Source organism: Nodularia sp. UHCC 0506 (assembly GCF_034931045.1).
Classification (GTDB): Bacteria; Cyanobacteriota; Cyanobacteriia; order Cyanobacteriales; family Nostocaceae; genus Nodularia.
Genome location: NZ_JAYGHH010000005.1, coordinates 10,174 through 34,520 on the forward strand (window position 1 = coordinate 10,174; position 24,347 = coordinate 34,520).

The following is a 24,347-nucleotide window of genomic DNA, read 5'->3' on the forward strand; positions in this document are numbered from 1 at the left end:
AAAATATTCTTCACCACCACAGAGCAGCAACTCATGGAAAAGCCCATACATGATATTTTGCGAACTCAAAAGCGAAATCCTCTGGATGCTATTTTTGCGCCAAAAAGTGTAGCGGTAATTGGTGCGAGTGAAAAACCTCATAGCGTTGGACGCAATCTACTATGGAACTTAATCAGTCATCCTTTTGGTGGAACCGTTTTCCCTGTCAATCCCCACCGTCACAGCATACTGGGAATTAAAGCTTACCCGACTATCTTTGATGTCCCCGAACCAGTGGATTTAGCAGTTATTGCTACCCCAGCCTCAACAGTTCCAAGTATTATTGCTGAGTGCGTTGATGCAGGTGTCAAAGGTGCAATTATTCTCAGTGCTGGTTTTAAAGAAACTGGTGCTGAAGGTGTCATCTTAGAACAGCAAATACTAGAACAAGCCCATCGGGGTAAAATGCGGATTATTGGCCCTAACTGTTTGGGTGCAATGAGTCCGCGCACAGGTTTAAATGCGACTTTTGCCAGTGCAATGGCACGTCCTGGGAATGTCGGCTTTATTAGTCAAAGTGGAGCGCTCTGCACCGCTATCCTGGATTGGAGTTTCCGAGAAAACGTTGGTTTTAGCGCCTTTGTTTCCCTTGGCTCCATGCTTGATGTCGGTTGGGGAGATTTAATTGACTATCTTGGTGATGACCCGCACACCAAAAGTATTATTATTTACATGGAATCAATTGGGAATGCCAGATCATTTCTGTCAGCAGCGCGAGAAGTTGCTTTAACTAAACCAATTATTGTGATTAAAGCCGGACGTACCGCAGCCGCAGCTAAAGCCGCAGCCTCTCACACAGGTGCATTAACCGGCAGCGATGAAGTTCTGGATGCAGCCTTCCGGCGTTGTGGAGTGTTGCGGGTTAACAGTATTTCTGACTTGTTCGATATGGCGGAAGTATTAGCAAAACAACCCCGTCCCCAAGGTTCACGCCTGACAATTTTGACTAATGCAGGTGGTCCCGGAGTGCTGGCTACTGATGCTCTAATTGCTTCTGGTGGAGAAGTTGCACCAATTTCTCAGGAAACTATCGCCTCTCTTAACCAACTATTACCCACACATTGGAGTCATGGTAATCCCATTGACATTCTCGGCGATGCTGACCCCCAGAGATATACTCAAGCGTTAGAAATTGCGGCTCAAGATGCCAATAGTGATGGCTTATTGGTAATTCTTACTCCCCAAGCCATGACAGACCCCACCCAAACAGCCGAACAATTAAAACCCTACGCGCAGATAGCTGGTAAACCTATCCTTGCTAGTTGGATGGGAGGCGCAGATGTAGCAGTCGGTGAAATGATTCTGAACCGCAATCATATTCCCACATATCCTTATCCCGATACTGCGGCGCGGATGTTTAGTTATATGTGGCAATCTAGTTATAATTTGCGTGGTATCTACGAAACTCCTATAATATCTGCACTTGATTCTGCTTCAGGAATACCCGACCGTAACTGTGTTGAGAAAATTATCAAATCAGCACGTCAGGCGCAGCGAACTATTCTCACAGAGTTTGAGTCAAAGCAGATTTTAGCAGCTTATGGTATTCCGGCGGTAACTACTTGCGTGGCTGAAAGTGAGAATGAGGCAGTTCAGTGTGCTGAAAATATTGGCTATCCCGTGGTATTAAAGCTTTTTTCCCACACAATAACCCATAAAACCGATGTTGGTGGCGTGCAGTTAAATCTGCGAGACGCTGAAGCCGTTAGACGAGCTTACCGCACCATTAAATCGTCGTTATATGAGAAACTCCAAGACCCTCATTACTCAGCACTCAGCACTCAGCACTCAGCACTCTTCCTCGGTGTAACTGTACAGCCAATGGTCAAAATGGCTGGTTATGAACTAATTATTGGCAGTACACTTGATGCCCAATTTGGCCCTGTGTTGCTTTTTGGCACTGGAGGACAACTTGTAGAGATTTTTGGCGATCGCGCGATCGCACTTCCCCCTTTAAATACCACTTTAGCACGACGCATGATCGAGCAGACACAAATTTACAAAGCGCTGCAAGGAGTCCGGGGACGCAAAAGTGTTGATATTACCGCCCTGGAAGAATTAATGGTTATATTTAGCCAATTAGTCATAGAACAGCGTGAAATTAAGGAAATTGATATTAATCCCTTACTTGCTTCATCTGAACAATTAATTATCCTCGATGCGCGAATTATTCTGAATGAACCAAATGTCAAAGAAGACGAACTACCAAAGTTAGCAATTCGACCCTATCCCATACAATATGTTAGCCAATGGACGATGAGAAATGGCACTCCTGTAACTATTCGTCCTATCCGTCCAGAAGATGAGCCATTGATGGTAAAATTTCATCAGACACTCTCAGAACAAAGTGTTTATCTTCGTTATTTCCACTTAATTAAGCTCCCGTCGAGAGTAACCCATGAACGGTTAACACGCTTATGCTTTATCGATTATGATCGTGAAATAGCTCTAGTTGTGGAATATCACAATCCCCAAACGCAAACAAGGGAAATCTTGGCAGTGGGTCGGTTAAATAAATTGCATGGTACGAATGAAGCAGAATTTGCTATTGTGGTATGCGATCGCTTTCAATGTCAAGGCATAGGAACCGAGTTACTGCAAAGGTTACTGCAAATTAGTCGAGATGAGCAACTCAATAGAATCACTGCTGATATCTTGAGTGAAAATTATGTCATGCAAAGAATTTGTAGAAAACTTGGTTTTAGCATCCAACCCACAGATGACCCTACTTTAGTCAAAGCCGAAATCGATATCACAAAAGTTCATCCTTCAGATAAATCCTTCTAAAGATTCATGCAAAATTTTATTTTTGGATTTAGAAATTAATAATTTAGTATTAAATATTTTTGTTTGTTCATCAATGTCTCAGACCTAAAAACATGGTCAAAAAAGTAGCAATCATCGGTGCTGGCCCTAGCGGAATTTTGCTGGCTCACTATCTTTTACGTCGTGGAGACAAATACCACATTAACATTTACGAGCGTCGCAGCGATCCTCGAACTATCTCTTTCTCAAAATCCCGAACCTTCCCCATATCTCTCAACGAAAGGGGAATGACTGCTTTGAGACAAATTGAAAGTTTAGAACCAGCAGTCAAAGCAGTTAGTGTAGAAATGACAGGAACGCTTTTTCACCAAAAAAATGGGAAGTCAAGATTAACACCCAGAAGAAAACCTCTAGTTACTCTTGACCGGACTAATTTAGTAATAGTGCTATTAAAAGAATTAACTAGAAATTATCACGAAAGTCGGCTAAAAATTCACTTCGATTGTCAATGTACTTCCGTAGATTTTGCGGCAAAAACTGTCACCTTTAAAAGTATTTCACAAGCTTCAACAGTTGCCGAAAAACAGGATTTCACGATTGCTTATGACCTGTTAATTGGTACAGATGGAGCTAATTCTGTGGTTAGAGCAGGTTTTCTGGATACAGAAGATTTTGAATGTGAACAAAAGTATTACCCGACTGACTACAAATCTATTTTCCTAGAAAATAGCAAAAATTCCCATCTTAACCTCAAAACAGACAACATTCACACTTGGAGACTAGAAGACGGTACACTCATGGTAGCACTGCATCAAGCCGATGGGACTATGAGTGGTGCAATCAATTTTCCTCGTCAAAACAATCAGATAATCGGTCATTCTAGCGCCGACGATGTACTGAAATTTTTTCAAACAAACTTTCCCGAAATTGGTCATATTATGACACAAGAAGAAGCGCAAGCTTTCCTGAATAGACCAATTGCTAAAATTTTAACAGTTCGCTGTAGTCATTATCATCAAGGTGATAGTGTACTAATTATGGGAGATGCAGCTCATGCGGTATCATCTTCAATTGGTCAAGGCTGTAATGCAGCACTGGAAGATGTCGCAGTTTTTGACCATATTTTGAATGAATATTCTGATAATTTAGCTGATTCTCTCAAACAATTTACTATTCGTCGTCAACCAGATGGTTACGCTTTAGTAGAACTAGGAGACTATGCTTTCCCCACATCTACCGGATTATTTATTGAATTTATTTTGAGAGAATATATTGCCAAAACTCTGCACCGACTGTTACCGAAATTTTTCCCACCTTCACTAATTGACCTGATATTTGAAACCAAAGTTTCCTACTCAGAAATTTTGAATTTATATCAAACCTGGATATCAAAAGTGAAAAAATCAAACGAGAAATTGCTGAATACTTGATAGCAATAATACTTACTCCTTTCCTGGTGTAGAATCACCTGTTTTCTTTCCTGCGAGACGCTTTACAAACGTGCCTGATTGGTTAATTAAATTCAATATTCTTCTAGTGGAAAAGGAGTAAAACATGGTTAACAAAGTAGCAATTATCGGTGCGGGACTTGGTGGTTTAAGTGTAGCTAAAGCACTCCGAAAACAAGGAATCAATGCTCAAGTCTACGAAAAAGCCCGACTTTTGCGTCCAGTGGGTGCTGGTTTGAGCCTTGTCCCAAATGGGTTACATAGTCTTGAGGTTATTACACCGGGAATCACTGAGTTATTAAAAGCTGCGGGTAGCCAAACTCAAAAACTGGAACTGTATAAAAGTAACGGCGAATTGATTGGGCAGAAAACAGTAAAACTACAGGAAAAATACGGACAACCGATGTTACAAATCCGGTGGTCACGTCTCCAAGAAATTCTCGCCTCTCAACTACCGCCTAAAGCCATCCACCTTGACCATAGGTGCATTAATTTTGAGCAAAATGACAAAAAAGTTCAAATCTGCTTTGAAGGCGGGAAAACAGTGCAAGCAGATGTGTTAATTGGGGCTGATGGTTTAAACTCCGTAGTTAGGCAAACACTGATTGGAGACGGAAAACCTGATTATGCTGGTCGGATGTCTTGGCGAGCTGTTCTCAAATACAGTCACCCAAAACTACTTCCTCATCAAGTCATGTCCATGACAGCATCCGACAGCAAAATTTTCGGGTTTTTCGACTTAGGTAGCGGATATGTATTTTGGAGTGCAGCCTCCCTCTGTCCAGACGGCTTTCTTGCCCAAAGTCCTGCTGATATTAAATCTCGTATCCAACAAAAATTTTCTGGTTGGGCAGAACCAGTACAAGAAATATTAACAGCAACGAACGCTGAAGATATTGTAGAACGACCAATATGTGACAGACCACCCCTCCAAAACTGGAGTCAAGGCAGAGTCACACTTTTAGGCGATGCAGCCCATCCAATGGTACCATTACTGGGACAGGGAGCCAATACAGCCTTTGAAGATGCCTGGGAACTAGCCCAAAGCCTTTGTCATGCTTCCAGTATTGAAACAGCCCTAGCTAACTATGAAAATAGTCGTAAACCCCGCACCCAAATTATCCAGATTCGTAACGCAGTCGGGGCGAAGCGTGCATATAAATCTGATAGTGAAACCTATCTGAGTCAAATGATGCAGCAAGCACAAGTCAGTAATGCTGAATTTGAAGAGTGGCTGTACAAATATAAGCCTTCTATGGTAAGTTTTTCTTAAAAATTAACAACAACTAACATAGGAAGCTCAAATTCACCGAACAAAATAAACCTCTCTCGTCCTCATCTCTCTGTGTTCTCTGTGCCTCTGCGGTTTGTTTAATTGGCATTGCTGAATCAGAGTATAGAATACCAAAACCACCTTCTTTTTTTGGGAGCATCCCAAATTGGTAAAAATATGGAAACTGATGCAAAAACCCTATGAAACCCTCTTCCCTTGGCGTTCTTCTCCCAAGGGGAGACGCTACGCGAATGCGTCTTGGCGGTTCGTTCCTTCTAAACCAAAATCCCATACATAAATTAAACTTGCACATTTGGGATGCTCCCCTTTTTCTTTGCGCCTTTGGGTAAGACAAATTAATATTTGAAATCAGCAACTATTTAACTAATTTATATTTTCACTTCATGAGCGAAAAAACAACACAAATCAATCAACCCGGTCTAGTATTAGCACCAGGAATAGAAGGTTGGTGGGATTCCGAGAGAGTATCCGCACCACAGGTTATGCGCTGTCCCGATGGAAGCTGGAAGATGTGGTACTACGGACGAGATGCTACTTTTGACCGGCAAATTAACTTACCAACTGGTCGCTGTGGTTTAGCGACTTCCCTAGACGGCGTGAATTGGCAACGGGTAAAGGGACAATTGACGATGGGTTCTGTATTTGAGCCTCATTCAGATACTCATCGCTTTGATTCTGCCCATGTTGGCGTGAGTAATGTCAACTTTCACAATGGTCTTTATTGGATGTGGTACTTTGGCGGGAACCACACAGTTATTAATATCGGCAAATTTTCAGCTAAAGGATTACAGATGCGCCCCGGCTGTGCTATTTCCCGTGATGGTATAAATTGGGTACGGCTGCAAGGTGCTTACCAAGGGGCAGTTCTGGATGTAGGTAAAGATGGCGAATTTGATGCCTTATTTTGTGCTTGGCCGCAAGTCTTGTATGATGATGGCAATTGGAAATTGTACTACCACACCTTGAACCCAGATAAAGGTTTTTTAGTCGGTTTAGCATTATCAACCGATGGTTTGCATTGGAAAAAAGTTGGTCAAATTTTAGGGGCGGGCGAGTCTGGAAGTTTTGATGAGAGAGGTATTGGTACTCGCCATGTCTTAAAAATCAATGGACAGTACTTAATGTTTTATGAAGGTGTTAACAACAGTGGTTATCATTCCATTGGTTTAGCTATTTCCAATGATGGTATTCATTGGCAAAAAGATACAGATGTTCCTATCTTTTCCCATGCTGAAAAAGGTTCTGGTAATTGGGATGCACGGGCAGTCGGTACGCCTTGTGTAGTGCCAATGGATGATGGTAGTTTCCGAATGTATTACATCGGAGCTAACGAAGGTGGTCATGATGAACTATCATCACAGCATCAGATTGGTTTGGCAGTCAGTGCTGGAAGTAATTTTCGCCAATGGCATCGCTGGGGTGAATAATCGGTAAATAAAATACAGATTTATCTGTGTTCATCTGAGGTTTTTTGCTATAAAATGGCTTGATCATGGTCAGGTACAGACTTTTCCACATCCCGAACTAAGGGGACTGTAAACCCCACTAAACCCACTAGCAACATACACAACGCACAAATCACATACAACAGCGCGATTCCTGCACCAATCATCCCCAATAAAACACCTTTTATTTTGCTCAATTAAGAGGTGATAATTTTGCCAAAAGGTATGATGTCGCCCAAGCTAAGACACTCAACGCCAATAACACAACTGTCAACCAATCGCCCCAACGCACATACAAAGTCTGGGTTTGCCGTCTGTATATGGTTTCAGCATGAGTTTGGTATGTGTTATATTTTGAAATCCATAAGGTTCTCCCATGAGGATCTACAAAGGCTGAATATCCCGTATTTGTCGCCCTGACTGACCATCTATCAGTTTCAATAGCCCGCATCATATCCAAGGCGTGATGCTGAAATGGCATAGATGCGGTGTAATGAGCGTCGTTAGAAGCACTGAGAATAAATTGCCCACCCGCAGCAGCTTGACGGCGAAATAATTCGGGAAATGCAGAGTCGTAACAGATACCAACTATCGCCCGACCGAAGGGGGTATCAAATATCTGATTTGTTGTACCTGGGACTTGGTGTGCATTCAATGGTGATAAACGTTGAATTATACCCCCAAAAATCCCCTCAAAGGGTACATATTCACCTAATGGGACTAATTTGGTTTTGTCGTAACGGCTGAAAATTTCACCGTTACCAGTGAAGGTAAATAAACTATTTGTATAACTGCGTTCCCGTTCTCCAAATGCCCCAATCCAAGCAATTACGCCTTTTTGTTGCACTGCTTGCACTAAGCTGGTGTTGGGTAAGTCGCGCTGGAAATATGGTAAGGCGGTTTCTGGGGTGAGGACTGCATCTACACCTTGAGCTACTAGATTGTAATATCCGGTGGTGTAACCTGCGATCGCCTGTCGCAATCCTTGGGGTATAAGTTTAATTTCGTTGGGAATATTACCTTGGATAATTCCCACTTTTAATGCGGCTTCTGGTGGTTGGGCTAGGGGACGGCTGTATAAGTAAAAGCCCATAAGGTGTAGGGTAATTAATATTGCTGCGGCGGAGGCTAAGTTTTTATTTACCAACCGCAGAGGCGCAGAGGGCGCAGAGGAAGTCTTGGCGTTTATCCATGCTTCGGCTATGAATCCATTGACTGCAACTATGGCGGCTGTGACTGTGTTCGCCCCGGAGAGTTGACCAAGGTGTAAAATTACTAGGTTGTGGGGACTTTGGGTATAAGCTAGGGAACTCCACCACAGGGGACTTGTACTCCACAGGCTTTCTAAGGCACACCATATAGCTGTACCAATTAGAACACGCTGCCAAGTGTTTTTTACAGTGAAACGAGTCATAGCAGCTGCCCAGAGGGTAACGAGGGAACCTCCGTAGAAGCTGATAAATGACCAACAAAACAGGGTAATTGCTAAACTCGGCAACCAAGGAACGCCCAACCAATTCATTGGATGAATGCCGGTAATCCAGGATAGGGCGACTCCGTGATAGCCCACACCCCAGGCGAGGGCGAGGAGGAGGGGGGATTTGCTTTTTTGGGGAGAAGTAACAACTAATACCCACAGGGGAGCTAGGGCAATCCATGCCAAAAACCATGCACCAACAGGGGCTACTGTTAGCCCCATTGATACACCACTGGCTAAGGCGATGCAATAAGGGATTAAGGTATGAGACTTACGCAAAATCATGGAAGAATGAACCGCATTGGCAATAGCCTCTCCCTTTGGGAGAAGAACGCTAAGGACACGAAGAAATAAGAGTTTTAGAGAGTTCTTGCGTAAGTCTTAAGACAATTAGCTGCTCCCTGGGTTTTTTATTCCGCTTCTTCCACCACCTCAACATCATCAACTGCATCAGGGGGAACTATGGCTACACCGTTAATGGCATCTTCTTCATCGAGACGTTGCACTCTTACGCCAGTGGCTGACCGCGATTGTATAGAAATCGCATTCACGGCTTGACGGATAATAATACCACGCTTTGTTACCATCATGATTTCATCATCGTCATTATTCACAATGCGTAAGGTGGCTAATTTGTCTTTGCCTTTACGGTTTTTGAATTTTGTAGCCATTAAACCTTGACCGGCACGGTTTTGCAGTCGGAATTGGGCAACTGGAACGCGTTTTCCGTATCCGCCCATTGTAATTACCAACACCCAAGGTCCGATATTGCCGTTACTTGGTGCTTCTGCGGTTTCCTCCTGATTTTCAATTTCTGCGGTTTCGGTTTCTACAACTTCGGCTTCTACAGTTTCGATTTCTGCGGTTTCGGGTTCATCTGTATTTAAGGTGTCCAGAATTGCGGCTGGAAGTATGTCCATTCCGACCAATTCATCACCTTTTTTCAGTTTCATGGCTCTGACTCCACGAGTTGCTCTACTTAAAGGACGCAACTGTTCATGGGTACATCTAAAGTGAATGGCCATACCTAGACGAGAACCAACTAAGATGCTGTCTTCAACTCTCGCCCGTCGCACCCAGCGCAGTTGGTCGCCTTCTTCGAGAGAAATGGCAATTAAGCCGTTAGCTCTGATGTTACTAAATGCAGCTAGTTCGGTTTTCTTAATGTTGCCGCCTTTGGTGAGCATAACCAGATATTCTTCACGGCTAAACTCGTCTACGGGGACAATTGAGGTGATTTTTTCTTCCCTGGGAATGGGCAGCATTTGTACAATGGCTGTACCGCGACTAGTACGGGAACTCACGGGAATTTGATAGGCTTTGAGGCAGTAAACGACACCGCGATCGCTAAAGAATAAAATACTGTCATGGTCGCAGCAAGTCAAGAAATGCTCAATGGTATCATCATCTTTGACCTTAGCAGCAGCTTTACCTCTGGTAGCACGGCTTTGAGCTTCAAAGGTGTTCACAGGCATCCGTTTGATGTAACCTTGCTCTGTGACTAAAATGATCGCTTTTTCATTGGCAATCAAATCACGCTCATCTATTTCCCCTTCTCCCGGTAAAATTACTGTGCGCCGGGGTGTAGCAAAGCTCTCTTTTAACTGGGCGATTTCGGTTTCAATGATTTCTAGTATCCGTTCTCGCCGGGCTAAAATATCCTGCAAATCGGCAATTTGCGTTTGTAAGTCTTCGTGTTCTTGACGAATTTTATCTGCTTCTAAGGCAGTTAAACGCCGCAGCTGCATCTGTAAAATAGCGTCAGCTTGCACTTCTGATAGCCCGTAGTTGGTAATTAACTCTCCTTTGGCTGTGGGTGCGTCTGGTGCATGACGAATTAAGACGATAATTTCATCTAATTGGGATAAGGCAATTAATAACCCTTGTAAAAGGTGATCACGGGTTTCGGCTTTTCGTAGTTCGTAGCGGGTGCGTCTGGTAATGGATTCGATGCGGAAATCTAGAAAGACTTCTAAGAACTTCTTGAGGTTGAGAATTTCCGGTTTACCATTCACCAACGCCAACATATTCGCCCCAAAGTTGGCTTGGAGTGGGGTTTGCTTGTAGAGATTATTGAGGACTACACGGGGGTAGGAATCGCGTTTGAGTTCGATCACGATTCTCATCCCGTCGCGATCGCTTTCGTCCCGGATGTCTGCAATTCCCTCTAACCGCTTCTCATTCACCATATCGGCGATTTTTTCAATCAATGCCGCTTTGTTGGTTTGGTAGGGCAGTTCGGTGATAATAATTGCTTCCCGATCTTGCCGTCCTCTTTGTTCGACGGTTTCAATGGTGGCGACACCACGCATGGTAATGGAACCACGTCCGGTGGTGTAAGCTTCCCGAATGCCAGATGTTCCTAAAACCTGCGCCCCGGTGGGAAAGTCTGGCCCCTGAATATACTCCATTAATTCCAGGTCGGTGATCTCTGGGTTGTGAATCAGGGCTACCAAACCATCAATTAATTCGCCCAAGTTGTGGGGAGGAATATTGGTCGCCATCCCCACGGCAATTCCAGAGGAACCATTCAGCAACAATTGGGGGATGCGCGATGGTAATACTGTGGGTTCTTGTTGGGAACCGTCAAAGTTATCAATGAAATCTACTGTTTCTGATTCAATGTCTTGCAGTAGGGACAGATTCGTTAAGGCTTGCAAGCGACATTCTGTGTACCGCATTGCCGCCGGTGGATCGTTGTCTACTGAACCAAAGTTACCATGCCCATTAATTAGGGGCGATCGCATGGAAAAATCCTGTGCCATCCGCACCAAAGCATCATACACTGCTGTGTCGCCGTGGGGGTGATATTTACCCAACACTTCCCCAACTACACGGGCGCATTTCCGAAACGGGCGATCGTGCATCAGACCCAACTCGTGCATTGCGTAGAGGATGCGACGATGCACAGGTTTCAGACCATCCCTGGCATCTGGGAGCGCCCGACCCACAATAACACTCATGGCGTATTCCAGATAAGACTGGGACATTTCGTTCCGCAAGTCCGTCGGGATAATCCTCTCCTGTGAGGTTGTCATAACCTAAAAAACTCCAAAAAATGTAGATTTTAGCCCTTACGCTTCCGCAAGCGTTAAATTATTCTCAATTAATCTTGAATAATTGCCATATTTTGTTATCATTCTAACATATAGACTGGAGTTTTGCCGACCAAGTAAATAGCTCAAATATCAGAATTTAAAATTTAAAAGTCAAATTACTTTTTGCTAATATATAAAGTTCCCGATTATTCTGTTTATTAGCTAAATTTATTATAGAAAATAATTTATTAAATCTTTATTTAAGAGTTTATTCTAAATGCAGTTTTTCTAAAAAATTAGCAAGTTTTACCGTTGATGATGCCAGGATAGTATAAATTAGAAATTGTGGGATTTAATGTTATGACAATTATCTAAAAAAGCTCCTCAAGTATCACCAAAAAATCAGTGAACAGATTCAATAGTTTGTTTTTAGATTGGTTATATCATAAGTGCTGAGTGCTGAGTGCTGAGTGCTGAGTATAAAGCCAGTAGGGGCTACCGTGTACACACAAATGATTGAATTACCCCAAACTTTTTTGTAGGATATGTTGTCGCGTAGCGCAACGCACCATCCTCAACGTCGGTGCGTTAGGACTAAAGTCCATAACACACCCTACCCAAATAAAGGTTTTTGGATTTGTGTGTACACCGTAGTCTTGAGGGGTATGACCCCTTATGCGCTAAATATATGCTTCCAGGGAAAGGGGGAAAATTAAAAGCTGCACTCAAGAGCAAGACAGAGGTTGGCAGAGAATTTTTTTAAATCCTGTGATCAGTCTTGTATCTATAGATATATTTTTTTATTTCAATTCTATTTACTTTTTATCTCTAAAGAGAGAAAATATTCTTAACTTAAACATTGGGGAACCTCCAGAGGGTTCATTCCCAAAAATCACTTGCCAATTCATCGCAGAGTGTAACCGGGGTAAGATGACGCAAGCTTTTAATCAAGTCCAAGAATGGGAACAACGTCGAGATGAAGCCAGCCGCTACTACAAACAGGGGCAGTTTCAAGAATATCTCAATTTTGCCAGCGAGAATTTACAGTTAGCTAGAGCAATTCCAGACCGAGCCAGAGAAGGCCATACATTAAATGATATTGGTTTAGCTCATTTGAGTTGTTGCCAACCTCTACAAGCATTAGAGTGTTTTCAGCAAGCACGTTTGGTAGCTGTAGAACTTGGTAATAGACGAGCCGAGGCGATCGCACTTAGCAATCTCGGTTCTACATACAGCCGTTTGGGGCGTTTGACGCGATCGCTGGAATACTTTAATCAAGGATTAGAAATCTTCAGAGATTTACAAGATATTGCCGGCGAAATTTCTACTCTCAATGATGTTGCACTAATTTATAGCAAATTGGGCGAACCCAAGCGATCGCTCTTGCTACAGTACCAAATTTTGGCCATGCGTCGCTCACTAGGAGATTTTTCTGGTGAAGCCACTACCCTCAATGGTATTGGTTATGCTTACAGCACTTTAGGACAATATGAGCAAGCTTTAGAATTTTTGCAAGCAGCGCTGCCAATTCAACGAGCTGTCAAGAACATCATGGGCGAAGCTAGTACCTTAAATAATATTGCTTCTGTCTATGGTGATTTAGGAGAACCTAAAAAAGCACTGTTGCTTTACTATCAAGTTTTATTGACACGTCGAGCGATCAAGGATCGCGCCGGTGAAGGGACAACCTTACATAACATTGGTTTTACCTACCAGATGTTGGCGAATAACCGACAGGCGATGAAATATTATGAGCAAGCGATCGCTATTTATCAAGAAATTGGTGATTGTCTGGGTGAAATTTCCACGCTGCTGAATATGGGTAACTTTTACGCTAAAACTAAACGCAAAAAGTTAGCAATGTCTTACTACCGCAATGCTCAAGATTTAGCCAAAGCCATCGACTCTCAACCACTGTTGCAAAAGATTCAGCAGTCTATAGATACTCTTTAAGAGTGCTGAGTGGGGAAAGTTCTGAGTGCTGAGTGCTGAGTGCTGAGAAAGAAAAAATATTTACCTTTCTTTGCGGAGCAACACTTTCTTGTACAGACGCGATTTATCGCGTCTGAGTCTCAGCATTCAACATTAAAAGCAGCGATCGCTCTATAACTTGACTGATAAATTGATTACCTTGTAAGTTGAAGTGGATATGGTCTTGATACAAGGCTTTTGCTCCTGGGTGTGCATTGATTAACGGTAAGAAATCTATATACGTAATTTGCTGCGCCTGGGTAAAGTCAATCAATCTTTGACGGGTTTTAATTTCGTAGTCACGGGGGCCTGGTTCACCAACTTCTCGCAATAAGGGAGTCATTAGTAGCAAAAATTGGCTATTGTTTTGACGGGTGAATTCTTGGATTTGACTAATGGCTTCTAAATTAATCCCCACTATATCCCCTGCTTCTTTCTGCACAGCTTTGATTTCGGGAATGGGTTTTGGTTTAATAATATACCTTTGCCATACTTCTGCCAATGCTAGGGGAGGTTTTTGATCTGGGTAATTGCGATCGCGTCCCACCGGTAAAGAAGTTGGTGCAGTACCAAATAAATCATCAGTATTAATTAATAACACCACTATTTGCGCGTTAAAGCTACCAAATCTTTCTAAATATGCTAATTCGTTTCTGGGACTCCAAGAATTAGCCGAAGCATTCAATACTTCCACATCCTGGTAATTACTAATATTTTTTTCCTTTAAAGCCAGGCTGATTAAATTTGATATTGTATTATCCTGGTCTGTCCACCAGCCACCATTAGCAATAGAATCGCCAATAATTAACACACGCAAAGTAGAAAATGCAGGTATCTTTTCAATAGATGAACTTCGCATAGAATACTGATTAATTTCAATGCGATTACCAAAGCGGCGCGTGCGTTGGTTAGGAGCTAATAAATAACCAATATGCGGATCACCAATATAAATCAGAGGATTACCAAAACCAAACAGCGATCGCAAACCCACCTCAACCACCACACATAACCCCACAACCGCCAAAAATATTATTAGTGCTAACTTCACCTATAAACGCCCTCCGATAAAACTTTTATTCATAAAAAATTGGTATAACATAGTTTAATCGGTTCCGGTGTACTTACGTGTTAAAGGTGAAAAAACCTTTGCGTAGCTTTGCGTGAACCTCCGCGCCCCTTTGCGTTAAAAAACAAAATCCCAAATTTCAGACTAATGACCATTGTTGCAAAGCTTAAACAAAATATTATCTGTAATTTAGCTTGATCAGCAAATAGAAAGACTACAATCAAAACGGACAAATTAGCCCTGTAACAAAGGAGGATTACAAGCTATGTCCGATTTAAATCGCGGAATTATGAAATTCAAGGGTGCTGATTCCCCCAGAGTAGTTACTATCTCTACTGTGCTGCTACTGGGATCGATTGCTGCCTTAATTATTTGGGCGTTGCAAGCTGCCTATGCGCTAAACTAATTAATTAGCAAATAAGGGGGACACTTGCAACAACGGTTTCCACCGCAGCCAAGTGTCCATCAAAGCACCCTAAACACCATCAAAAAATTTCCGAAAAACTTGAAAAGTTGAGATTTAAGGTTTTAGAGGGAAAATAAATCTAAAATCTAAAATTAACAATGATTGAACTTTGGGGAGCCTTAATTATTTTAATTACCTGTCCAATCTTGGGCGCGTTACCAATTATTGCTTGGATTACTTACGCCCTCAAAGGCAGGCAAATATCACAAATTGGTACTAAAAACATCAGCGTTTCAGCCGCTTTTTATCATGGCGGTACATGGGTCGGTATTCTGGCTGTTTTGTCAGAAGGGGTCAAAGGAATTGCGGCAGTATTGCTGTCTCGTGTATTTTTTCCTGAAGGATCAGCTTGGGAATTAATTGCCCTAATTACCTTGGTTTTAGGTAGATATGGGGTAGGTAGAGGGGCAGGTACAACCAACGTTGTTTGGGGATTTATTGTCCATGATCCTCTTGTGGCCATATTCACCAGTTTGTTGGCAATTATCACTTTTACAGTTCTGCAATCTCGGCAATTGGTAAAGTTCGGAGTTTTATTTGTATTTCCCTTGTTTGTGTTACTTCTGAATGTGGGCAATTTCCCCAAAATTATGGCGGCTGTTGTCTTAGCTGGAATTTTGGGGTGGATTTACACAAAAATTCCCGATGATTTAAATTTGCCAGTGGAAGAGTCTGATACAGATTCACAAGCCACTTTTGCATATTTACGTGGTAATCGCTCGATTCTTTCTTTAGATGACGAGTTAGACCCGGCTGTATTCGGACAAAAGGCAGCTACACTATCTCAAATTAAGCGCTGGGGTTATCCAGTGCCGAAAGGATGGGTAATTTCCCCGGTTGATGATCCCGAAGAGTTGATTGCAATGCTTCAGCCTTCTGATTTATCTCCTTTAGTAGTGCGTTCCTCGGCAATTGGCGAAGACTCGGAACAAGCTTCGGCGGCGGGACAATACACAACAATTTTGAATGTTACCAGCAAAGAACAATTACAAGGGGCGATCGCTCAAGTCCAAGCTTCTTACAATCATCCTGCTGCTGTTCAATATCGTCGCGATCGCGGTTTACCAGATACTGCTATGGCTGTACTGGTACAACAACAAATCCAGAGTGTCTATTCTGGTGTAGCGTTCAGTCGTGACCCCATTAGCCAACAAGGTGATGCAATTGTCATTGAAGCTTTACCCGGTAGTCCCACTCAAGTTGTTTCCGGCAAAGTCACACCAGAACAATATCGCGCCTTTGTCGTCGAAACCGAGAATATTTCTTCTGTGCAGTTGGAGGGTAGCGGGCAAGTACCACAAGCATTAATTAAACAAGTAGTATATTTAGTCCGGCGACTCGAAAAACAATATAACGGCTTACCCCAAGATATTGAGTGGACTTATGACAGTCAAAATCTCTGGGTTTTGCAATCTCGACCCATTACGACCCTGTTACCTATCTGGACAAGGAAAATTGCCGCCGAAGTGATTCCTGGCGTAATTCAACCCTTAACCTGGTCGATTAATCGCCCTTTGACTTGTGGCGTTTGGGGAGATATTTTTACTTTGGTTTTAGGCGATCGCGCCTTGGGATTAGATTTTAGCGAAACTGCCACCCTGCACTACTCCAGAGCTTATTTTAACGCCTCCCTCTTAGGACAGATTTTTCTGCGGATGGGCTTACCACCGGAAAGTTTGGAATTTTTAACTAGAGGCGCAAAGATGAGCAAACCGCCGTTAAAGACCACTTTGGAGAATTTACCAGGATTAATCCGGTTACTGAGGCAAGAACTCTCCTTAGAAAAGGATTTTAAGCGGGACTATAGTAGTAAGTTTATTCCTGGTTTGTCGCAATTAGCAAATGAATCTATAGAAGAACTGACAGCGCCCCAGCTATTAAAAAGAATAGATTCAATTCTGGAATTACTCCGCAGTGGCACTTATTACAGTATTTTAGCCCCTTTGAGTGCAGCCTTGAGACAAGCAGTTTTCCGTGTCAAAGATGGAGAAATTGATAATAGTGTCGCCCCAGAAGTGTCAGCATTGCGATCGCTAACTGTTTTAGCCGCAGATGCCAAACAAGTATTACCAGAGTGTGAACCAAATCAAGTATTTGAACAATTGGCACAAACCCCAGAAGGAGATAAAATTCTTTATGAGTTTAACGAACTCCTAGAAGATTACGGTTATTTAAGTGATGTGGGGACAAATATTGCTGTTCCTACCTGGAAGGAAAACCCCCAACCCATCAAGCAATTGTTTGTACAGTTATTGCAAAATCGACCAGATACAGATGATGGAAATTCTGTCAATCGGGTTTTATCAGCAAAGAACAAACGAGGCGTGGTACAGCGACGGGTAGATATTAAAGGAAGAGTTACAGAACTGTATTCTCGGCTATTGGCTGAATTGCGGTGGCGATTTGTCGCTTTAGAAGAAATTTGGTTAAAATCCGGCTTACTTCAGCAAACTGGGGATATCTTTTTTCTAGAATTAGATGAAGTTCGGCGTTTAGTCGCAGGTGATGATTTTCAACTCCGACAACATTTATCTGAAATAGTACAATTTAGGCGATCGCAATTCGACCAAGATAGTCAGTTTAATCAAATCCCCCTTTTAGTTTACGGCAATACACCACCCCATCCCCTATCCCCATCCCCTCTTTACTCAGACCAGTTATTACAGGGTATTCCCGCCAGCCACGGACAAGCCGAAGGGAGAATCAAGGTAGTCAGAAATTTACAAGATTTACCAGAAATCAACCGTGAAACAATTTTGGTAGTACCTTACACAGATTCCGGTTGGGCCCCTCTATTAGTCAGGGCTGGCGGTTTAATTGCTGAGGCTGGTGGAAGACTTTCTCATGGTGCAATCATCGCTCGTGAATACGGCATTCCCGCTATCATGGATGTTCACAATGCCACCTGGATATTACAAGATGGGCAACGAGTACGAATGGATGGATCTAGGGGAATTATCGAATTATCCAACGATTTGAGGCCAGATTGACTTTCCTCTTCTCCGGTGTACACATTAGCCAGCAAGGAGGGGAGCAAAATTTATTACGCTAAAAAAAATTAAATATTCGTGGGTTGGTTGAGGCTTTGCAGTTCCCCTTCAATTAGCAGCATTATTTACTAAACCAAAGAAAAGAAAGATCCCCGACTTCTTGAAGAAGTCGGGGATCTAAGCCTCTCGATATCAAAAAAATAGGGTAACTCTGGAAAACCCAGAACTACCCCATTTTAGTTACACTGCAACCAAAGTTAATTAAGCAAAAGCAGCAGTTTTGACATCGTTATTTGTCAAAATTTCTTGCAATTCGTCAGAATCTACTGTTTCTTTTTCAACGAGCATTTTCGCAATCAAATCAAGAATGTGACGGTTGTTAACTAATACTTCTTTAGCACGGGTGTAAGCTACATCCACCAGTTTCCGCACTTCTTCATCAATAGCAGCAGCAGTTTCTTCGGAAAAATCACGCTCTGACATGATATCTCTGCCTAAGAACATATTACCTTGCTGACGACCCAGGGCGACTGGCCCCAAGCGATCGCTCATACCAAAGCGGGTAATCATCTGACGGGCTACACGGGCTACTTGTTGCAAGTCGTTAGAAGCACCAGTGGTAACTTCTTCATCACCAAAGATTAATTCTTCAGCTAAACGACCACCCAAAGCTACAGCCATTTGATTTTCCAGATAAGAACGGCTATACAAGCCTGTATCCATACGGTCTTCACTAGGAGTAAACCAAGTTAAACCACCAGCACGACCACGAGGGATAATGCTGATTTTTTGTACTGGGTCATAGTCGGGCATCAAAGCACCAACTAAGGCGTGACCAGCTTCGTGGTAAGCTACTAGAGTTTTGCGCTTCTCGCTCATTACCCGGTCTTTCTTCTCTGGCCCAGCTAACACCCGATCAATGGCATCATTGATTTCATCCATTGAAATTTCGGTCAAGTTGCGCCGTGCTGCCAAAATTGCCGCTTCGTTGAGCAAGTTGGATAAATCTGCACCGGTAAACCCAGGAGTCCGACGAGCAATTTTATCTAAATCCACATCCTTGGCTAAGGTCTTACCACGGGCGTGAACTTTGAGGATTTCGCTACGTCCAGCATAGTCGGGACGGTCTACAACTACCTGACGGTCAAAACGACCGGGACGCATTAAGGCTGCATCTAAGACATCAGGACGGTTGGTAGCGGCAATTATAATAATGCCTGTATTACCTTCAAAACCATCCATTTCGGTGAGTAACTGGTTGAGGGTTTGTTCCCGTTCATCGTTACCACCTCCTAAACCTGCACCCCGTTGGCGACCTACAGCGTCAATTTCATCGATAAATACGATACAAGGAGCGTTGGTTTTAGCTTGTTCAAACAAATCGCGGACACGGGAAGCACCCACGCCGACGAACATTTCTACAAACTCAGAACCAGAGATGGAAAAGAATGGTACACCAGCTTCACCAGCTACAGCACGAGCCAGGAGGGTTTTACCTGTCCCTGGAGGGCCAACTAATAATACACCTTTAGGAATTTTGGCTCCAACTGCGGTAAAGCGGTCGGCATTTTTCAGAAAGTCTACTACTTCGTTTAATTCCAACTTGGCTTGGTCAATACCAGCGACATCGCCAAATGTTACCTGTGTTTGTGGTTCCATTTGCACTCTGGCTTTGGATTTGCCAAAGTTCATGGCTTGGTTTCCAGGGCCACTTTGAGCGCGACGTAGTAAGAAGAATAAACCCACCAGAAGCAATACAGGGAAAAATAAACTGCTCAGTGCTTTAAACCAGAATCCTTCGTCAGTTTGGGGCAGAACAGCGATATCAACGCCCTTTTCAGTCAGATTATTGATTAAATCAGGATCATTAACTAAGGTTACAATCTTTTTGTCACCATCTCTGGAGGTAACAAGCGCTGTAGAACGGTCTGCACTCAGGCTGACTCTATCTACACTGCCTTTGTCAACTTCTTGAATAAATTGACTGTATCGCCATGTCTCTCTCGTTTGAGGTTGTTTGTCAAAAAATGCTGTACCTAGAGCAATGACAACTATAAATAGCAGCGCATACAGCCCCGCATTTCTCCATCTTTTATTCACTGAGGTATATCCTCCTGTATTTTTTGTGAGTTAGCGTAGCTTCTCTGATATGAGAGGGCATTATTAAGAATTATGTTAACTTATCTTAAGGTATAACATAACGGTGCGGTTGTCATGTTAGAAAAGCTCCCTTATTTGTAGAAAACTAGGATGGTAGGGATTATATTGTAGCGACCCTGTGGGTTGTACAACGGTGTGAATGGGGATAATTTCCACCACACTATTAGTGTAGGCGATCGCTTCAAATCCTCGCACTAACTCGGCATTCCAAGGTGACTCATGCACTGTGGGTAGATACTTTATTAGTTGCGATCGCACGATTCCCGGTAAAATTCCCTCTGTTAATGGTGGAGTCCACCAACTACCATTCTGCCATCCCCAAAGGTTCCCTGTGGTAGTTTCTAGCCAATTTTCTGCGGCATCAATTAAGATAGCCTCCTGAGAATTTAACTGTTGGGCGTGAGTCTTCGCCAACCAAGCACTGAGATAGTTACCAGTTTTATGAGAAGGCAGACTACGATAAAAGTTTGATAATGCCAAAGTTGTGGTAATGCCGTGTTTTTGTTTGGCAATTAAATCCGGTGGTAATAACCTTCCAGTTATCCATTCCCGTCCATCAGCAAACAGAGTAATTCTCAGAACAGGGAAACTTCCTGCCAGAATTTCCGCACCTTGACGCACCAGATGCCAATTTGGTTCTCGCCAACCAAAAGATTGTAAAGAGAAAAGTAGGCGATCGCAGTGTGCCACCCAATTAGTTAAACTACTATCGAGGCTGCTACCATAAACGCGCACAGTTGTAAATACCGTCGCCCCAAAAATTAACCCCGGATCATGAATATCTAACTCTAGGGTTTGGGATTCTATCAGTTTGCCCTTATACCAATAAATAACACTAACCTACTATATAAAACTCTTAAACTCCCCTCCTCGCTTGCGGGGCTGGGGGTGGGGTTTATTCCTGTTCAGGAAATGAAATTACATTCCCTTCTGGAGTACTAGTTACCTTTCCACCCAAAGCCTCAATTTCACTAATTGCCCTAGCACGAGTTTTTTCATCAACTGGATTATTTAATACCATAACCCAGGCGGAGATTTGTGCAGTTGTACTGTCAGGATTTTGACTTAAAAACATCGAAGTTTGCCGAGAACTCGCAGCGATTGATTGACTTTCATCATCTGAAAAATTACCAGCCCATTCTGCCGCCATAGCAAAAGATTCTTGAGCAGATTTCATATCTCCTAAAAACAATAATTCGTCAATTCCCTTATAACGCCACACATAATAAGACCTTTGAGGAACCCAGGGAGACAAAGACTGTAAACCCCTCTCCATAATTTCTAGAGAGCGTTCTGGCATCCCAGCGTATATAGAAACACTGGTAGAAAGACTCAAATAAGCGGCTAAAAATCGTGGGTCTTGTTCTAAAATAATTTCAAAATATTCTGGACTGAGGCGATAACCTGTTTTAGCACGAGCTTCTTCATCACCAAAATATTGTGCATAACCCAGATAAACCCAATTGGCGATGAGGTTATCATAACCAAAGCTAGGCATTCTTTTAATAAAATTCAGCCGCACACTTTCCGCCGTAATTTCTCTTTCTAGAACATTTAAAGAGATATCTTGTTTGCTTCTTAACAAGGTTTGGAGTTGAGGAAACTGAATTAGGCTCACTCCCAACAAACACAAACAGGCTACCAAAGGTGTAATCAAGGCTGGGCGAGATAGAAATAACATCTTTAGGTAAACGCTGAGTAAAAACAGCGCCTGGGGCGCTGCTAACTTTAAAATATTATACTACTCAACACTCAGAATGTTGTACTCTTTAAGCGCTACCTGTGAAGGCAACTTCAGGGAACTTCAATTGAGCTTCTGCCATCGGTCGTCTTCTGCCTTCTTCTTGCCAGTAGTTAATTACTTCTGTGGCTTTATTCAGCAATTCGACTCGATCTACATCAGTGATCCAGTGTTTGGACTCTAATTCCTTTTTTAACTCTTCCCAAGCATCATTTCGAGGCCAGAAAAAATACTTAGTTAAAGGACTTGTGCCTTTACCTACGACTTGATCGACTGCTAGGGCAACGTTTTCGTCTAACCAAAGGATTTTAAGAATAAATTGGGTCAATCACACCTCCGAGGGATATCTGGGGATTAATACTAAGTTGCCAATCGCACGGGTGGAAATGATGCCCACTGTATATGCTGTGCGATCGCTTATTTTAACGCAATACTTCACCGGATGACCAAATAGTGATTGCAAATTGTTCAACTGTCAGCGATTAAAATCTAATAGCTGTTTTTATTTCCCAATGCCATGACAGAAAAATCTTCACTCAACCCAATTGTCATCTTCGATATTGATGGTGTGGTGCGCGATGTTGGCAATTCCTACCGCCGAGCGCTGGCGGACACTGTAGAGCATTTTACCAACACAGCCTATCGTCCCACACCAACAGACATTGACCAGCTAAAATCTGAAGGACTCTGGAATAATGATTGGGAAGCTTCCCAAGAATTTATTTATCGCTACTTTGAATCTCTTGGACAAACTCGCCAGCAATTACAACTGGATTACAAAACTATTGTGGCCTTTTTTCAATCTCGTTATCGAGGCACAGACCCAGAAAATTGGAATGGGTATATCTGTGATGAACCTTTATTATTACAGCCCAACTATTTAGCAAGTCTCACAGCATCTGGTATTTCCTGGGGGTTTTTCAGTGGTGCTACCCGTGGTTCTGCTACTTATGTTTTACATAAACGTCTGGGTTTACAGTCGCCAGTGTTAATTGCAATGGAAGATGCACCAGGTAAACCAGACCCCACCGGACTTTTTGCCACTATTGGCTTGTTAGAGAATGAACTCAATAATCTGTCAGCAATCATCTATGTGGGCGATACCGTAGCTGATATGTATACCGTCAGGAAGGCGCGAGAAATGAATCCTCACCGGATTTGGATTGGTGTCGGGATTTTACCGCCTCACGTCCAGGACACATCTGCCCATAGTGATGCTTATAGTCAAATATTACTAGCAGCAGGTGCAGCCATAGTTTTAAGTAATGTTGAACAACTAGATCCAGCCAAAATAGGGGAATTATTGCAGTTACAGCAGTTTTCATGTATCTGAACCACATCTGTCGTAGGGGCGTAAGGCCTTGCGCCCTTACTGTGTGGTCTATTTACCTGAAAATAGCTGTAATGGGGAAAATTAAAATTGTGAATGAGATTCTTGTTGCAGTTTGTTTATAAACACTGCGTCTTTACTCAGTTGCAATACTGACCATGGTAGAAAGCCTTCAGCAATATTTACTGAAGTTTCAAAAATTTATCTAAAGCTACCACCATACTGGGAGGCCAACGGCGGATATTTGTTACCCAGTTCATATCTTTATAGCGGTTATCCAGCCCATAAGCTGCTACCCAGTTGCTTTCTGCTTCGCCTTTGTTGCCATTGACCCAGTAAGCTGCTGTGAGGGCGGCACGCATATCGGCAAATTGGGGATATTTGCGGACTATGTTCTTCATTTCGTGGATGGCTGCGTCGATTTGACCAGTTTCATAAAGGGCGAGGGCGTAGTTAGCCCGTGCAAAGGCAAAATTTGGCGCAATTTCCATTGATTTTTGATAATCTGCGATCGCATCTTGCCATTGTCCTAAACCTGATTTGGCATTTCCCCGATTGTTGTATGCCATTGGATCATTGGGATCAAGTTCTAAGACATGATTATAGTCCGCGATCGCCTCTTGCCATTTTCCCAATCCTTCTAAAGCTGTACCCCGATTTAAATAAGGATCAGTGGCATTGGGTGCTAATTCTATCGCTTGGTTATAATCTGTCAATGCTGCTTGCAATTTATTCTGACTCACCCGCGAATTTCCCCGGTTACTCCATGCGCCTGCATTGGTGGGAAACTGCTCAATAATCTGTGTCCAGTAAGTTTCCGCCGTGGCAAAATCACCTTTATTCGTCGCTTTTAAAGCCTTTTTCGCCCATTTATCTCCTTGTTCTAACTGTTCTTGAGTAATACGAGGCACTTCGGATACTGCCAAAACTGGTGTACTCCAGCCCAACACCAGCAACAAACTCAAAACCATCCCAATTAACTTGATCATCATCGATATATTTACCTTTAAAACTGCTGAAAAACGATTAATAACCTCTGACTTTTGCCCCCCTGCCCCCTGCCCCCTGCCCCCCTGCCTCTTCCCTCTGCCCCCCTGCCCCCCTGCCTCTTCCCTC

17 protein-coding genes are annotated in these 24,347 nt (G+C 42.9%); 8 read left to right on the plus strand and 9 right to left on the minus strand.

The features are described 5' to 3' along the window. Window positions 1-33: 33 nt before the first annotated feature. From VB654_RS05420 to VB654_RS05435, 4 genes are all read left to right on the plus strand, one after another. A complete protein-coding gene (locus VB654_RS05420; protein WP_323212706.1) occupies window positions 34-2,826 on the plus strand; it encodes a bifunctional acetate--CoA ligase family protein/GNAT family N-acetyltransferase in 2,793 nt (930 codons plus the stop codon). A 92-nt stretch (window positions 2,827-2,918) separates the two neighbouring features. Next, the gene (locus VB654_RS05425; protein WP_323212525.1) at window positions 2,919-4,235 is read left to right on the plus strand and encodes an NAD(P)/FAD-dependent oxidoreductase; all 1,317 of its coding nucleotides are present in this window, start codon (window positions 2,919-2,921) and stop codon (window positions 4,233-4,235) included. Between the two features lie 124 nt (window positions 4,236-4,359). Further along, the gene (locus VB654_RS05430) at window positions 4,360-5,526 is read left to right on the plus strand and encodes an FAD-dependent monooxygenase (protein WP_323212527.1); all 1,167 of its coding nucleotides are present in this window, start codon (window positions 4,360-4,362) and stop codon (window positions 5,524-5,526) included. Between the two features lie 404 nt (window positions 5,527-5,930). Then, on the plus strand, window positions 5,931-6,974 hold the full coding sequence (locus tag VB654_RS05435; protein WP_323212530.1) for a glycosyl hydrolase: 1,044 nt from the start codon (window positions 5,931-5,933) through the stop codon (window positions 6,972-6,974). 47 nt (window positions 6,975-7,021) lie between these two features. Here VB654_RS05435 and VB654_RS05440 read toward each other — a convergent pair whose 3' ends face one another. The 3 genes from VB654_RS05440 to gyrA form a co-directional block, all read right to left on the minus strand. Continuing rightward, window positions 7,022-7,189 carry a hypothetical protein gene (locus tag VB654_RS05440; RefSeq protein WP_323212531.1) on the minus strand — a complete coding sequence of 56 codons (168 nt, stop codon included), beginning with the start codon at window positions 7,187-7,189 and terminating at the stop codon, window positions 7,022-7,024. Then, a complete protein-coding gene (gene lnt / locus VB654_RS05445) occupies window positions 7,186-8,754 on the minus strand; it encodes an apolipoprotein N-acyltransferase (RefSeq protein WP_323212532.1) in 1,569 nt (522 codons plus the stop codon). The genes VB654_RS05440 and lnt overlap by 4 nt, the downstream gene beginning before the upstream one ends. A gap of 125 nt (window positions 8,755-8,879) precedes the next feature. Continuing rightward, window positions 8,880-11,507 (minus strand): DNA topoisomerase (ATP-hydrolyzing) subunit A, encoded by a 2,628-nt coding sequence (gyrA, locus tag VB654_RS05450; protein ID WP_323212533.1) that lies wholly within the window; start codon window positions 11,505-11,507, stop codon window positions 8,880-8,882. Window positions 11,508-12,437: 930 nt separating this feature from the next. Between gyrA and VB654_RS05455 the strand changes: the two genes are divergently transcribed. Next, window positions 12,438-13,460 carry a tetratricopeptide repeat protein gene (locus VB654_RS05455; RefSeq protein WP_323212534.1) on the plus strand — a complete coding sequence of 341 codons (1,023 nt, stop codon included), beginning with the start codon at window positions 12,438-12,440 and terminating at the stop codon, window positions 13,458-13,460. Window positions 13,461-13,563: 103 nt separating this feature from the next. Here VB654_RS05455 and VB654_RS05460 read toward each other — a convergent pair whose 3' ends face one another. Beyond that, the gene (locus VB654_RS05460) at window positions 13,564-14,526 is read right to left on the minus strand and encodes an SGNH/GDSL hydrolase family protein (protein ID WP_323212536.1); all 963 of its coding nucleotides are present in this window, start codon (window positions 14,524-14,526) and stop codon (window positions 13,564-13,566) included. A 283-nt stretch (window positions 14,527-14,809) separates the two neighbouring features. On the opposite strand from VB654_RS05460, the gene VB654_RS05465 reads away from it, so the two are divergent. Both VB654_RS05465 and VB654_RS05470 read left to right on the plus strand, forming a co-directional pair. Further along, window positions 14,810-14,950, plus strand: coding sequence for a hypothetical protein (locus VB654_RS05465; RefSeq protein ID WP_271730551.1), 141 nt, complete (start codon window positions 14,810-14,812; stop codon window positions 14,948-14,950). 158 nt (window positions 14,951-15,108) lie between these two features. Then, window positions 15,109-18,000 carry a glycerol-3-phosphate acyltransferase gene (locus tag VB654_RS05470; RefSeq protein ID WP_323212537.1) on the plus strand — a complete coding sequence of 964 codons (2,892 nt, stop codon included), beginning with the start codon at window positions 15,109-15,111 and terminating at the stop codon, window positions 17,998-18,000. Between the two features lie 261 nt (window positions 18,001-18,261). On the opposite strand, the gene ftsH3 is transcribed toward VB654_RS05470, so the two are convergent. The 4 genes from ftsH3 to VB654_RS05490 form a co-directional block, all read right to left on the minus strand. Beyond that, window positions 18,262-20,100: an ATP-dependent zinc metalloprotease FtsH3 gene (ftsH3, locus tag VB654_RS05475; protein WP_323212539.1), complete on the minus strand. Its 1,839-nt coding sequence runs from the start codon at window positions 20,098-20,100 to the stop codon at window positions 18,262-18,264. A gap of 117 nt (window positions 20,101-20,217) precedes the next feature. Then, complete coding sequence (locus VB654_RS05480) at window positions 20,218-20,991, minus strand: aminotransferase class IV (RefSeq protein WP_323212708.1); 774 nt, start codon at window positions 20,989-20,991, stop codon at window positions 20,218-20,220. 64 nt (window positions 20,992-21,055) lie between these two features. Further along, on the minus strand, window positions 21,056-21,841 hold the full coding sequence (locus VB654_RS05485; RefSeq protein ID WP_323212540.1) for a hypothetical protein: 786 nt from the start codon (window positions 21,839-21,841) through the stop codon (window positions 21,056-21,058). 88 nt (window positions 21,842-21,929) lie between these two features. Next, entirely contained in the window at window positions 21,930-22,229 is a 300-nt protein-coding gene (locus tag VB654_RS05490; protein ID WP_089092518.1) for a 30S ribosomal protein PSRP-3, read from the minus strand. Between the two features lie 189 nt (window positions 22,230-22,418). Between VB654_RS05490 and VB654_RS05495 the strand changes: the two genes are divergently transcribed. After that, entirely contained in the window at window positions 22,419-23,234 is an 816-nt protein-coding gene (locus tag VB654_RS05495) for a TIGR01548 family HAD-type hydrolase (RefSeq protein ID WP_323212541.1), read from the plus strand. A 179-nt stretch (window positions 23,235-23,413) separates the two neighbouring features. Here VB654_RS05495 and VB654_RS05500 read toward each other — a convergent pair whose 3' ends face one another. Further along, a complete protein-coding gene (locus tag VB654_RS05500) occupies window positions 23,414-24,220 on the minus strand; it encodes a tetratricopeptide repeat protein (protein WP_323212710.1) in 807 nt (268 codons plus the stop codon). Window positions 24,221-24,347: the final 127 nt, after the last annotated feature.

Coding starts and splice junctions, on each gene's coding strand:
- VB654_RS05425 (WP_323212525.1), top strand. CDS start 2,919: ATGGTCAAAAAAGTAGCAATCATCGGTGCTGGCCCTAGCGGAATTTTG.
- VB654_RS05465 (WP_271730551.1), top strand. CDS start 14,810: ATGTCCGATTTAAATCGCGGAATTATGAAATTCAAGGGTGCTGATTCC.
- VB654_RS05495 (WP_323212541.1), top strand. CDS start 22,419: ATGACAGAAAAATCTTCACTCAACCCAATTGTCATCTTCGATATTGAT.
- VB654_RS05470 (WP_323212537.1), top strand. CDS start 15,109: ATGATTGAACTTTGGGGAGCCTTAATTATTTTAATTACCTGTCCAATC.
- VB654_RS05455 (WP_323212534.1), top strand. CDS start 12,438: ATGACGCAAGCTTTTAATCAAGTCCAAGAATGGGAACAACGTCGAGAT.
- VB654_RS05435 (WP_323212530.1), top strand. CDS start 5,931: ATGAGCGAAAAAACAACACAAATCAATCAACCCGGTCTAGTATTAGCA.
- VB654_RS05485 (WP_323212540.1), bottom strand. CDS start 21,841: ATGTTATTTCTATCTCGCCCAGCCTTGATTACACCTTTGGTAGCCTGT.
- VB654_RS05430 (WP_323212527.1), top strand. CDS start 4,360: ATGGTTAACAAAGTAGCAATTATCGGTGCGGGACTTGGTGGTTTAAGT.
- lnt (WP_323212532.1), bottom strand. CDS start 8,754: ATGATTTTGCGTAAGTCTCATACCTTAATCCCTTATTGCATCGCCTTA.
- gyrA (WP_323212533.1), bottom strand. CDS start 11,507: ATGACAACCTCACAGGAGAGGATTATCCCGACGGACTTGCGGAACGAA.
- VB654_RS05420 (WP_323212706.1), top strand. CDS start 34: ATGGAAAAGCCCATACATGATATTTTGCGAACTCAAAAGCGAAATCCT.
- VB654_RS05500 (WP_323212710.1), bottom strand. CDS start 24,220: ATGATCAAGTTAATTGGGATGGTTTTGAGTTTGTTGCTGGTGTTGGGC.